The 12,696-nt window shown below is 50.6% G+C and carries 11 protein-coding genes; 3 read left to right on the forward strand and 8 right to left on the reverse strand.

Annotated elements, in window-relative coordinates; genetic code table 11:
• From LJE94_09470 to LJE94_09500, 7 genes are all read right to left on the reverse strand, one after another.
• On the reverse strand, positions 1-597 hold a 597-nt coding region (locus LJE94_09470; GenBank protein ID MCG6910335.1), incomplete at its 3' end, for a hypothetical protein.
• Between the two features lie 301 nt (positions 598-898).
• Positions 899-2,251: a B12-binding domain-containing radical SAM protein gene (locus LJE94_09475; protein MCG6910336.1), complete on the reverse strand. Its 1,353-nt coding sequence runs from the start codon at positions 2,249-2,251 to the stop codon at positions 899-901.
• A complete protein-coding gene (locus tag LJE94_09480) occupies positions 2,252-3,055 on the reverse strand; it encodes a class I SAM-dependent methyltransferase (protein MCG6910337.1) in 804 nt (267 codons plus the stop codon). It abuts the gene before it with no gap.
• A 247-nt stretch (positions 3,056-3,302) separates the two neighbouring features.
• On the reverse strand, positions 3,303-3,515 hold the full coding sequence (locus LJE94_09485; protein ID MCG6910338.1) for a dodecin family protein: 213 nt from the start codon (positions 3,513-3,515) through the stop codon (positions 3,303-3,305).
• A 256-nt stretch (positions 3,516-3,771) separates the two neighbouring features.
• On the reverse strand, positions 3,772-4,164 hold the full coding sequence (locus LJE94_09490) for a Rid family detoxifying hydrolase (GenBank protein MCG6910339.1): 393 nt from the start codon (positions 4,162-4,164) through the stop codon (positions 3,772-3,774).
• 48 nt (positions 4,165-4,212) lie between these two features.
• Positions 4,213-7,542: an efflux RND transporter permease subunit gene (locus LJE94_09495; GenBank protein MCG6910340.1), complete on the reverse strand. Its 3,330-nt coding sequence runs from the start codon at positions 7,540-7,542 to the stop codon at positions 4,213-4,215.
• Entirely contained in the window at positions 7,539-8,678 is a 1,140-nt protein-coding gene (locus LJE94_09500; GenBank protein MCG6910341.1) for an efflux RND transporter periplasmic adaptor subunit, read from the reverse strand. Before LJE94_09500 ends, LJE94_09495 begins: the two co-directional genes overlap by 4 nt.
• Before the next feature lie 228 nt (positions 8,679-8,906).
• Between LJE94_09500 and LJE94_09505 the strand changes: the two genes are divergently transcribed.
• Positions 8,907-9,938, forward strand: a complete 1,032-nt coding sequence (locus LJE94_09505; GenBank protein ID MCG6910342.1) for a phenyltransferase domain-containing protein — start codon at positions 8,907-8,909, stop codon at positions 9,936-9,938.
• An 84-nt stretch (positions 9,939-10,022) separates the two neighbouring features.
• On the forward strand, positions 10,023-10,742 hold the full coding sequence (locus LJE94_09510; GenBank protein ID MCG6910343.1) for an acyltransferase: 720 nt from the start codon (positions 10,023-10,025) through the stop codon (positions 10,740-10,742).
• 37 nt (positions 10,743-10,779) lie between these two features.
• Here the strand turns inward: LJE94_09510 and LJE94_09515 are convergent, their stop codons facing one another.
• The gene (locus LJE94_09515) at positions 10,780-11,928 is read right to left on the reverse strand and encodes an MFS transporter (GenBank protein ID MCG6910344.1); all 1,149 of its coding nucleotides are present in this window, start codon (positions 11,926-11,928) and stop codon (positions 10,780-10,782) included.
• A 294-nt stretch (positions 11,929-12,222) separates the two neighbouring features.
• Here LJE94_09515 and LJE94_09520 point away from each other — a divergent pair, with 294 nt between their 5' ends.
• Positions 12,223-12,678, forward strand: a complete 456-nt coding sequence (locus tag LJE94_09520) for an Hsp20/alpha crystallin family protein (protein ID MCG6910345.1) — start codon at positions 12,223-12,225, stop codon at positions 12,676-12,678.
• Positions 12,679-12,696 lie beyond the last annotated feature (18 nt).

The following is a 12,696-nucleotide window of genomic DNA, read 5'->3' on the forward strand; positions in this document are numbered from 1 at the left end:
TTCGACATTTGTCTCAGGATTGATCCACTGGGATGTCTGCGGTGGTTCAAGCGAAATTTTCACGTGAAAAGAATCCGTTGAAAAATCCTTTAAAACGCCTTTGAAAATAACGCTGTTTTGTATGAGCTGGGCGGTTATTCCCTCACAGGGATGATGTGAAATCGCTTCATACTGCAATGGATAGTGCATCTCGGAAAAGGCAAGCCTCAGACCGCACCCATCAATATGGACAACCGCCGGATACAAAACCAGCTTTTTAGCATCGTTGATCAAATTGACACTTTCGAAGGCATACCTGGCCAGCTTGCGTTCAGCCTCCGACCGGTCGACCCACTCGCAAAAAACCTCATCACCTGCACATGGCTGTGGCTTGGCCTGCAATGAAATCAGATTGTCAAAACGGGTGTTTCTCAAATTGACGATTATGATTTCATCCTGAAAATTCAAATAGTTAAGCATGTTGATGATTTGCTTTTGACCGATTCTTTTCGCAGCACCTTCGTCTTTGTTGCCAACAGACGGCTTAATGCTGCCGACAACTTTGGGATTAACGGTTGCTGTGTTGTTCGTGCCCGGTTGAATGATATGGTAGCTCATCTGGGGTATTCCTTGTTCGCCTAAGTAAAATTTGTGGTGCCCGGGATGTGGTCGTCAATCTGCGATTCCTTGAATTGGCAGGCATTGCGAAGCAGACAGGCCCGCAACCAACTTGTTCAATAAATCTAAATACATTTAGCACAGATACCGGGTTTGTTCAAGTTGATTGCCCCCAAAAGAACCACCCTCTCAATTTGTCGGATATGCCCGGGAAGAGCATGTTGCCTTTCCTGCGGAACATTTCCAAACCTGGAAGGCTACAAGCTCCTCTTGTACCAAACACGACCGCCGATACTGAAATTTAGCTGATCTTTTTTGGGTATTTTGAATAGTAGTGCGCATTCTCCCAGCTTAGCTTCAGCGCCTTGTTCAACATGTAGGCCGCGTAAAATTTTTTCAAATTTTTGAGCCTTGCTAGGGATTTAATCATGCGTATTGGATAGGTGGGAAACGCGTAAAGCCTCTTTTTTATGTAATTGTCAGCCACGTAGACCCTGTCGAGGTTCGTATTGTCAGATTTGTGCACAACGTAAGAAAACCTGTATTTATCCCAATCTGCTGGAAAATCGCTGTATATAAGGCGATTTTCTTTATTCATCTGGTCCATCAGATCGGTTCCCGGGAGTGGTGTAAGGATGCTTATCTGAAACATGTCGATCCCGGAGTCCACCATAAAATCGGCAAGATCTTTGTAATATCGATCAGATTCATGGTCATTACCGATGATAAAGGCACCGAACACGCCGATGCCGTATTTGTGAAAAGTCTCCACAACCCGCTTGTAATTATCCACGCCGGTTTTGACATTAACGCCTTTTTTCATGCTCTGCAATGAATCCAGGCTGATTGTCTCAAATCCGATAAACACGAACATACAGCCTGCCTCGGCGGCAAGCCGGATAACCTCGTCATCGTCGGCCGCATTAATCGACGTCTGCATCCACCACTTTTTATTCAGGGATTGTTGGATCATGCCTTTGAACAGTTCTTTGGCCCTTTGGATACTTTCCGGGCTGTAGCCGATCAGGTTGTCGTCCACAAAGGCGATATAAGGACTTTCGATCGCTTTCAATTCGTGCAGCACGTCATCCGGACGCCGGCACCGATATTGCTTTCCCAGGTAGCGTGACACCGAGCAGAAATGGCAGTTGAAAGGACACCCTCTGGAGGTCTGGACCGAACTCCAAAGGTAATCAGGATGCAGCAAATCCCTCCGAGGCATAACGTCGAAGTTATCCAGATCGACACGCGGTCCGTCATAACGCCTGGCCAGGCAGCCGTTTTCAAAATCTCCAATGACTTTTCCCCAGATTCCCTCGACCTCTCCCACGATGATACTGTCTACGTGTCCCATCACCTCTTCAGGAATCATTGATGCGTGGATGCCGCCCATGACAACCGTTGTCCCCTGATTTCTATAGTGAGAAGCGATTTCGTAAGCGCGGTTTACGTTACTGGTAAAGGCCGTAATAGCGACCAGGTCCGCCGCCTCCGGCTGGAAAGCGTCGAAGTTCTCATCTGCAATCTTGACGTCCCATCCCGATGGTGTTACCGCCGCCACATAGGCAAGGCCCAAGGGTGAAAACGTCGAATATTTGCTCATCAAATAGCCACTCTTGCGGCCGACGGGATTTATCAACAGAAGCTTTTTCATTTAGGCCGGCCTTTTCCCCCTGCATAAAATAATGGGCGTGTAGGTAAATCTTCGGGGGTCTGCAAAGGCCGTCTCGAATTCCCGGTAAAACTCCTCGTAGCCACCCTCGTATTGATCGAACGGGTAGGCCATAGCGCCATCCGATTTGACTTTCATTGCCCAGTTAAAGGCGTCTATTTCATTCAACTCTCCGAAGATGAGGTGATGGGGTGCAAGGGAAACATCGATGTCTCTGTAACCCAGATCATATAAAAACGAATACAGCTTTCTACCGATATACGGATCAAAATTGGCCTTCTTTTCCAGCATGCTTTTCATCCCAACAATGGCGGATTCAAGCCTCTCGGGAAGACCATAGTGGGTTAGGCAATTGTAATCCAGGTCTGCCAGGCACAATATACCCTCGGGTGCCAACATACTGGTAATTTTCTTGACAATTTCGAAACTGTTGGAGCGATAGTACTCCAAAACGAACCGCATCCACACAAAATCGAACCGTCCCAATTCACCCAGATCCTCACGAATGTCCCTCTGTACAAACGACAGGCCCTCATCCTGATAGTTTTTTTGGGCAAAACAGATGCGTTGAGCTGCATTGTCCACACCGATGGTTTCACCGGTCGGTTGCACAAGTTTGTTTAAATAAAACGAGGTCTTTCCCGAACCGCACCCCAGGTCGGCCACCCGCATCCCCGCTTCGATACCCGCCCACCGAGCATGCTCCTGGACCGTTTTAGGATTTGTTTTTATATCCAGTCGACGCGCTTCCTGATCGCTTTCCATTAGGTAACCGCTGGAACCCATGTACCACCCTGACTTGCAATGTACTGTTTAAGATAATGCCTGTATAATGCGCGCGTCAAAACATTCCCATTTTGTCAAGCCGCATGCAAAATAGCAATAATAGTCTTACGCGCATTAGTACAGGTTGCCATTTTTGTCAATATTGCAGTGTTTCAGATCCGGTCGTCAGGCATTGTCCATAAAAAAGAGCCGCTAATTGCGGCTCATGCTTTATTACATTTATCGTTTACCGAAAGGACAGAAAAAATCAATCGGCTCCGTACTTGAAAGACAGGGCAACCCGTGCTCTGAAGGCGGTTACCTGTCCATCCTCCACCTTCATGTCGAGTTTGGTAATTTCTGCAATTCTGAGTTCCCTGAGACTTTTAGACGCTTTCGCGACAGCATTTTTAGCCGCATCCTCCCAGGAATCACTGCTTGTTCCCACGAGTTCGATGATTTTGTATACGCTATTAGTCATTTTTTCCTCCTTTCCTGCAAACATATGGAATTTGCAGGCCTGTGGTTTGGAACAATTCTGGATTGTTCCGTTTGGAATGGAAATCAGGCAACAATATGGCGGTGCAAACTAGATCGGAAGCAAAATGGGCTTGGGGATGTCAGCGATAATGCCCGAATGGATGCATGATAGGATATGTAGCCAGCGCAAGTCAACTAAAAACAGCCATTTCCCTTTATCCTGGCCTCAACGTTGCAACCTCGAGGTTAGGTCTGCATCACCCACGGTCGATAAAACCGACGGCATCAATTTCAACCCGCAGACCAAACGGAAGCTTGTCTACCTGAACACACGTGCGGGCGGGGTAATCTTTAAGGAAAAAGGTTTCGTAGACGTCGTTAAACCGCCCGTAATCCCTGATGTCTACAAGGTAAGCGGTCACCTGCATCAGATTGCTCATGGACGCTCCGGCCGCCGCCATGATGATGCGAATATTCTCCATGGCCAGTCTGGCCTCTTCCTCAATCGTCCCGGTTCTGACCCTGTTGGTAGATGGGTCGACGGCACCCTGGCCGGATAAAAAAATAAGCCCGTTGTGGGTGACCGCCTGCGAATATGGACCGCCCAGCTCAGCCGCCTCGGAAGTGCACACCATCACTTTATCTGTCATAGCTACCTCCCGCCGATCGATGAAAACCAAAGGAATGCCAGGCCGGTATTACTCCTCATCCGGTTTGGTTCCCACCATGCGATAAAAAGGCGCCCAATATGCTCTGTGAACCGCCTTGGCCCCGCGCGACAAGGAAAGGCTCGTCGTGTATATGAGAGCATACAGCGTCGGTACGACGATGAGGGTCAGGATCGTCGCCAGTGCCAGACCAAAAATCACCGCGCTCGCCATCGAACTCCACCACTGAGTGGACGCGCTGACCCAGGATATTTCCATTTTTTGAAAATTATAAGCCACCCCCGTTACCATGGGCAACAGGCCCAGGATGGTTGTGATCGCCGTCAGCAAAACCGGTCTGAGCCGGGTGCAGCCTGCTGCAACGATGGCATCCCTGAAGCGGATGCCCCGCTCGTGAAGTCGGTTGGTGTAATCGATCAAAACAATGGCATTGTTCACCACGACCCCTGCCAGGGAAATGACGCCAACACCGGTCATGACAACCCCGAAGGAAAATTCCATGACTGAAAGCCCCAAAAACACGCCGCCCAGAGAAAGAATGACCGAGGTCAAGATGATTAACGGCTGCAGGATGGAATTGAACTGTGTCACCAGGATTATCATAATTAAAAAAAGAGCAGCGGCAAATGCCTTGGTAAGAAACGCCTGGGCCTCATCCTGTTCCTGCTGCTCTCCGGTGAGGCTTAACTTGTATCCCGGGGGCAGCTTGATTTTGTCCAATATCTTTGCGGCCTGGGCCCTTACCACCGCACTGGGGACATGCTGTTCGTCGACATTGGCCGTGACCGTTACCACCCTTTGGTGATTGATGCGATTTATCTCACCCAAACCGCCGGTAATTTCAAATTTGGCAATGGTGCTCAAGGGCACTAAGCCCTCTTCCGTGGGTATGAGCAGCTCCCTGAGAATGTCCGTCGCCCGACGATCTTTCTTGGACAACTGAACCGTAATGTCAAAATCCTCGTCACCCTCCCTAAAGGTCGACACCTTTATGCCGTTAAATGCCACCTTCAGGGCAAAACCGACAATTTCCGTGGACAACCCCAGCAGCGCAGCTTTCTGGCGGTCCACGCGCACCCTCACCGTTGGCGCGCCGGCCACATAATTGTCGCGGATATCCTGCACAAAGGGTATTTTCTCGAGTGTGCCGCGGATCTCTTTGGCAATGCGCCCCAGAACCACAAAATTATCACCTGAAATCTCGATGCTGATGGGTGCACCGGTTGGCGGCCCCTCCTTCTGCTCTGCTACGCTTACGCGCGCCCCGGGAATACCGGTAATCCGCTTGCGGATCTCTTCCGTCGTCGCCTTGGAGGATATGTTGCGATCTTCGAGATCATAAAACTGAATCCCGATGTGATTGGGGGAATTCCTTTCAAACTGGGAACTGCCGCCTATAACGGCAACTGTCCGGGAATAGATGTCCTTGACGTTCTCCATGTCGGTAAGCCCAACCACCTGTTTGCCGTTTCTCAGGGAGTTGTGCTTCGACTCCAGATTTCCCTGGTAGCAATCCTTCGGGTCTTCATCGGGAGGGGCCAAGGGGGTGCCGGGTCCATTGCAGAGGGCCATCTCGACCTGGCGGGCAATTCTGTCCGAATACTCTATATCGGCGCCCTCGGGAACATCCAAATTGATGTAGACGCTATCCGGATCGACGCTGGGGAAAAACTCGACCGGTTTTTCGATACCAATTCGGTAAAACCATATCATTACCATGGCTGCCACGGTTAAAAAGGATATGCAAAGCACCGCCACACGGTGATTCAGCGCGCTTTCCAGAATCCAGCGGTATGCTTTCAGCATCGGTCCCCGAATAGTGATAGGGGACTCACCGGCCCTTTCGATCTCTTCCGCCGTGGCTGACGCCACGGTCGGTCGCTTGCCGAAAGGCAGTTTCAAAAAAATGGCCGCCATGGCTGGGTTAATCACCATGGCAACAAAAAGCGACGACGACAGGGTGATGATGACGGTCTTGGGCAAATAGGCCATAAATTCACCCATGATGCCCGGCCAGAAAATCAAGGGAAAAAAAGCCGCGACCGTTGTCAAGGTGGAAGCAATAACCGCTTGGGCCACCTCTCCCGTAGCCCGCATGGACGCTTGTACTCTGGGAACCCCCTGTTCCATGTAGCGAAAAATATTTTCGACGATCACGATGGCATTGTCCACCAGCATGCCCAAGGCAAGGGTCAGGGAAAAGAGGACAACCATGTTAAGCGTAATACCGATAGCGTCCAACACAGCAAATGAAATCAACATGGAAAAGGGTATGGCCATGCTCACCAAAATGGCATTGCGCACACCCATGACAAAGAAAAGCACCACCACCACCAGAACCAGGCCGGTGATAATATTGTTTTCAAGATCGGAAACCATTACCCGGATCTCTTTTGCCTGATCCATCAGTTTGGTTATTTTCGTTCCTGCAGGCCAGGTATGGCGTTTATTTTCGATGATCCGTGATACCGCGCTCATTATTTCCAGAATGTTTTCACCGGCCCGCTTTTTTATCTGTATATTGATGGCCTTCTGGCCGTTCAGGCGTGACCGGCCCTCTTCATCCTTGAACCCGTCCACTACCCTGGCCACATCCTTGAGGTAGACCGGCTGACCATTGTGCAACCCCACCACCAAACCATATATCTCGTCCGGTGTTCTGAACTCCCCCGGTACCCTAAGCTGGAAACGTCCATCTCCCATTTGAATGGCACCGCCGGAAACATTTTGATTTTCCTGGGCGATAACGTCCTGCAGCATCAAAATGGAAAGACCGAAATATGCCAGTTTGTCTGGGTAGGGTTCTACGCGCACTTCCCGTTCCAGTCCGCCGGTAACATCCACCTCCAGCACCCCCGGAATCGATTCAAAATCCTCTTCCAGGTCTTCGGCGATCTCTTTAAGTCGTTCAAGACCGGCCGGCCCGGACAGGGAAAAAACCACGATAGGCAATTCAGATATGTTGATCTCCCTGACATCCGGGTCGTCTTCAAGGTCCCGGGGCAGGTCGGGCTTGGCCATATCAACTTTGTCTTTGGTTTTGCTCAGGACGTCGTCGATGTTGGTTCCCGCCACAAATTCGACCACGATGGAACTCATTCCCTCGGTGCTGGACGACTCTATGCGTTTGACCCCCTCTAGCCCCTTCAATTTTTTTTCGATGGGTATGGTGATCGAATTCTCGATGTCTTCAGGAGCGACGCCGGGGTAGCTGGTCATAATGAAAATGTAGGGAATCGTGATGTCGGGTGCGGCTTCACGCGGCAGGTTGTTGTAGGAAACCACCCCGAAAATGAGAATCATCAAGGCCAGCACCATAACACTGGTTCTTTTTTTTACGGCCATGTCGGAAACGATCATTGTGCCAGGATCTCCTCTGGGCTGCTGACATTTTTCACGACATCGACCGCCTGCCCCTCTTCAAGCAGCCGGTGCCCCACCACCACCAGCCTGTCACCAGCTTCGAGTCCGGAAAGGATCTGAACCCGCCAGTCCACAAGAATGCCGGTATTGACCTGCCGTTTTTCGGCACGGCCTTTTTTCTCAACAAAGACATGGCTCTCGTCGCCCTGACTGATGACCGCATAAAGGGGTATGACCAGTGCGTTTTTATACACATTTCTAACCAGTTCTACCCGTGCGAACATTCCAGGCAGGATCTTGCCGTCCGGGTTTGGAATCATGAGTTCCAGGTCGAAAAGACGTGCCAGGTTTCTTGGCTGCCGGGAGAGAAAAACTTTTTCTCCCGTTACCCGCCTGTTTCCCAGGGCTTCGATAACGACCTCGGACGTTTTGAGGCTAAAAAAGGATGTTACGTCGCTTTCGGGAATGCCCACCTTCACTTTTACCTTCCCAACCTGCAGAATCTGGGCGATCTGGGCTCCCACCAGAACCAGGTCACCCTGCTTGGCCGCTATTTCATTAATCCGCCCCTCGATGGGAGCCTCGATGCTGGTGCGTTCCAAGGCCAACCTGGCCTCATCCCTTTGGGCAGTGATGTCCTTAAGGTTGGCACTGGCCTCGTCCATACGGTTGGCGGCGGTGATCCCTTTCCTGTCCAGGGCTGCAATACGATCGTATTCCAGTTTGGCAAGCTTATACGCCGCTTCAATACGGGAAAGCCGCAAGCGATAATCCCTGTCATCCAGTTCGACCAGAATTTGCCCTTTTGTGACGGACTGCCCTTCCTTCACGGGAATATGCATGACCTGACCGCCAACTTCGGCCTTGACCCAGAGTTCCTCATAGGGAGCCACATTTCCCGGCAAATTGATCTTATCCACCAAACGCATGGGTGACAGGGTAAGCGTAATCACACTGACCGGTGCGTTGTCGATTTTTATTGCCGCCTGTTTTGCTTTTTCTAAGCGGATCTTTTCATCTTGAACCCGCCCACATAAAACAAAAATAAAGCCGCAAATGCAGGCCACAATCAACCATGGGATAAGCCCCCACACGAAACGCAACAGTTTGGTCCCGACACCATTTTTTTTCATTTTATCGTCTTTGGCTAGATGGATTTATATCCGAGGAAGCATCAAGAGTCTATTCTGTGGTTAAGGTTGCCTGTTTATCTTTCTGGTTAAGGCTTGTCAATATTCATAAGCCTAAAATGAGCAAATATCGCCGGGCCATTTTTTCCAAACATATATTTTTCTTGCACCGGCATCGGATTCACACTATGGTTAATTTTCTATTTGCACCGTTCTGAAAGGCGAGAATTTATGAATGCTTATGCTTTAAGAAAACTTCAGGAACTTTCCATCGACATCGAGGCCGTGGCCGGATTAATTGCCGATACCCAGAAGGAAAATGGTGAAATACCGTGGAGTCCGGGGGACAAAACAGATCCCTGGGATCACGTCGAAGCAGCCATGGGGCTTTGTATGGGCGGGCACCATGACCTGGCCAGAAAAGCCTACCGCTGGCTGGCTGACATACAGCTTGAAGATGGAAGCTGGTTTTCGTCCTACAGGAACGGAACCCCCGAAGACAAAACCCGTGACACCAACATGTCCAGCTATCTGGCTGTCGGCATGTTTCACTATTACCTGGTTACCGGCGATGTTGCCTTTCTGCATGAACTTTGGGAACCCATGGCAAAAGGTATCGCGTTCGCCCTGAGACTTCAGAGAACCGGCGGAGAAATCTACTGGGCCATCAGCCCGGAGGGTGTGGTTGATAATATGGCCCTCCTCACAGGTTCAAGCTCAATATACATGAGCCTGAAGTGCGCCGTTGCGATCGCTAAAATTATAGGATACGACCATCTGCCCTGGAAGCAATCCATGCAGCGACTCGGCGATGCCATCCGGTACAAAGGACACCTGTTCAACATGACCAAAGCGCGCTTTTCCATGGACTGGTTTTATCCGGTGCTCAGCGGCGCCGTGCAGGGGAAGGATGCCCGGAAACGCATCGATCGTCATTGGAAAAAATTCATTGTCTCCGGACAGGGGGTGCGCTGTGTATCGGACGAACCCTGGGTCACGCTGGCCGAAACATCGGAACTCTCACTGGCGCTTTCCGCCATGGGCAATCGGGAGATGGCCGAAATCGTCTTTAACTGGATCATCCACCGTAAATTCGAAGACGGCTCCTACTGGTGTGGATATACCTATCCGGACATCATCGTGTGGCCCCAAGAAAAGATCACCTGGACCAATGCCGTCATCCTCATGGCAGCGGATGCCATCTATGGGCTCACACCGGCGAGTCAACTTTTCAGTCATCGCCTCTGGGCAACGATCGGCTGAAGACAAGTCCCGGCGTCGCCGGATACACCTGGCGACGAAACGGTGTGATCGTCTTCCCCGCAACCGAACAGACCGGGTAGAACATTGCGCAAAGACCACAGACCCTACTATATAAAACAGCTCTATCTCCGCTTTCAGAAATTGTACGGCACCCACTTCATCAAACCCCAGCTCCAATCCCTTGGCCCGGGTGCCACCTTCATGAAGCCCTGGCACGTGGAGATATTCGGCGGCCCCATCCATATTGGCAAATATGCCACCATCATCGCCTCTTCGGACAAAAAGGTCCGGATTTCAGTATGGCCCGGACAACCGGGAAAAGGCGCCATACAGATAGGCGATTACTGCATGCTGTGCCCCGGTGTCCGCATCAGTGCCGCCGATGGCATACATATCGGCGACAGTTGTATGTTCGCCAACAATGCCTTTGTCACCGATTCGGACTGGCACGGCATCTACAACCGTGTCTCCACAGGAAAAGCGGATCCCATCACCATCGCCGACAATGTGTGGATAGGCGACAGCGCCATTATCTGCAAGGGTGTGTCCATCGGTAAAAACAGCATCGTGGGTGCCGGTGCGGTGGTAACCGGTGACATTCCGGCTGACGTCATCGCGGCCGGCAACCCCGCCAAGGTGGTCAAACGGCTCGATCCGGGCAAGCCTGTAACCACCAGGGCACACTGGCTCGGAGAGCCGCGGCGCCTTTTTAGGGACTTCGACCGTTATGACCGAGCAACACTGAAACATAACAGTCTGTTAACTTGGATCAGACACCTGGTTTCGCCGTCGAACAACAGTTGAAGCACCGCGCCCACATGCGACCTGCCATATGGGAACATCAATCATTCGCTCGCACCTGCCGGCGGTGCACCAAACTGAATCCCGAAAAAACCGCGCCGCCGGTCAACGCAATCAGGGCACTCACCAAAAAACTGAACTGGGCTCCCGCGCGTTCATACAGGAAACCGCTCACGAAAAAGCCGGTCATCAACCCCAGGCCGTAGGTCACCGCATTGTTGATGGATTGCCCCAGTGTCTTCGTCCCTTCGGGAGAAAGGTGGTCCATATACAAAATGCTGGCCATGTGGAACATACCGTAGGTGACCGCGTGAAGAATCTGAAGCAGCAGGATGGCAACCCCCGAGCGCAAGGTGCCCAAAAGTACCCAACGCAGCGCTGCCACGGGAAACGAGAAAGCCAGAATCCGTTCAAATGACAGGTGTTGAAAAAATTTTTTTGACTTTACCATCACTATGATTTCGGCAATGGACGCCGTTGCCCAGGCAAATCCGATAAAGCCGCTGTCAAAGCCTAGATGCTCCAGGTAGATCGATAAAAAGGCGTAATAAGCGCCATGGCTGACCAGCATCAGATAGGCGCAGAAAAGAAAGACCAGCACCCGTCGGTCGAAAAAGGTGTTTATGTTGGCCATGAAGGGGGGAGGTTCAGGTAGGGCGCTTTCCGGCGTTTTCAGCGAAACCAGCGTCAAAAAACCTCCGCCTGCCAAAATGAAAACCAATATGATCCTGATATCAAACCGCTTGAGAAGCCAACCGAGAAGGATCACGACGGAGATAAAAGCGATCGAGCCCCAGGCCCGAATAGCGCCGTAGGCACGCTTCTGCCCTGCCAGATGATCCATGGAAAAGGCCTCGAGAAATGCGATGATGGGCGCGTAAAAAATCCCATAGAAGGCGGTAATTATGAACATTGACCAGAACGTGTCGAAAAAAAAGAAAAAACAAAAAACAAAGGTGCTAAAGAGATTACACAGGATATAAAGAAAGCGGCGTTTATGATACCGATCGGCCAAAGCAGCCCACGTCAGTGAGAAAAGAACCATGATCAGCGACCGCAGGGAGGACAGAACACCTATTTGGACACCGTCGAAACCCAAATGATAGCAATAGAGGTTAAAATAGGGCAGGAACACCCCCATGGTGCCAAAATACAACGCGTATTGGATCGATATGTTCCACCTCGCCATCTGTTTGTCCTGGTCAATCACAACTCGCATCTTAGGGGAATTGCTTGAAAATCGCAATTTCTATCTTACCTTTACAAAAGTGGATGTTGATGTTAATTTTGCAAGGATTCGGAACCAGTTCCCCTGATCGATTTCAGCGGTCGGAAAAGCGTGATTGACATCATCCGAATTTTAAATGCTCAACCCAAGATCATGCGTTGAGCGCTCAAGATCGCCCGTCCACCAATAACCAGCGTCTGAGTGAATGCTTTTCATCGCTCAGGCGGCATGCAACAATTATCCGGGAGCACGGAAATGGACTATATCAAGATACGGTTCAGCAAAGAGTTTGAACGGGTGCAAGAAAAAGGTGAAAGCTCCATCGAAGATATTTTTCGATCCATCAATCCCATGTTCTCTCTTGAACAACGAACATGGAAACCATCCGTTGACATTTATGAAACCGCGGATGACATTATCATCCGCGCTGAAGTTGCCGGTGTGGATAAAGACAGGCTGGAAGTTGAAATATGCAGCAGGGCCCTAAAAATATTCGGTGTGCGCCGTGAGCTGCCGCGCAGCGGAAACGCGACGTATCGGCTAGCGGAAATTCAGTACGGCAACTTCGAACGCACGCTTTATCTTCCCACGACTATCGATACCGATAATGTCTCGACATCTTACGTCAACGGCTTTCTCGAAATCAGACTGATCAAGAAACGATTCGATAAAACGTATAAAATACCTGTATCAGAGGGAAAAAGCATTTGACCTAACAGAATATCACTC

It is taken from the genome of Deltaproteobacteria bacterium (assembly GCA_022340465.1).
Taxonomy (GTDB): Bacteria; Desulfobacterota; Desulfobacteria; order Desulfobacterales; family B30-G6; genus JAJDNW01.

Coding starts and splice junctions, on each gene's coding strand:
- LJE94_09475 (MCG6910336.1), bottom strand. CDS start 2,251: ATGAAAAAGCTTCTGTTGATAAATCCCGTCGGCCGCAAGAGTGGCTAT.
- LJE94_09500 (MCG6910341.1), bottom strand. CDS start 8,678: ATGAAAAAAAATGGTGTCGGGACCAAACTGTTGCGTTTCGTGTGGGGG.
- LJE94_09515 (MCG6910344.1), bottom strand. CDS start 11,928: ATGGCGAGGTGGAACATATCGATCCAATACGCGTTGTATTTTGGCACC.
- LJE94_09480 (MCG6910337.1), bottom strand. CDS start 3,055: ATGGGTTCCAGCGGTTACCTAATGGAAAGCGATCAGGAAGCGCGTCGA.
- LJE94_09505 (MCG6910342.1), top strand. CDS start 8,907: ATGAATGCTTATGCTTTAAGAAAACTTCAGGAACTTTCCATCGACATC.
- LJE94_09520 (MCG6910345.1), top strand. CDS start 12,223: ATGGACTATATCAAGATACGGTTCAGCAAAGAGTTTGAACGGGTGCAA.
- LJE94_09485 (MCG6910338.1), bottom strand. CDS start 3,515: ATGACTAATAGCGTATACAAAATCATCGAACTCGTGGGAACAAGCAGT.
- LJE94_09490 (MCG6910339.1), bottom strand. CDS start 4,164: ATGACAGATAAAGTGATGGTGTGCACTTCCGAGGCGGCTGAGCTGGGC.
- LJE94_09495 (MCG6910340.1), bottom strand. CDS start 7,542: ATGATCGTTTCCGACATGGCCGTAAAAAAAAGAACCAGTGTTATGGTG.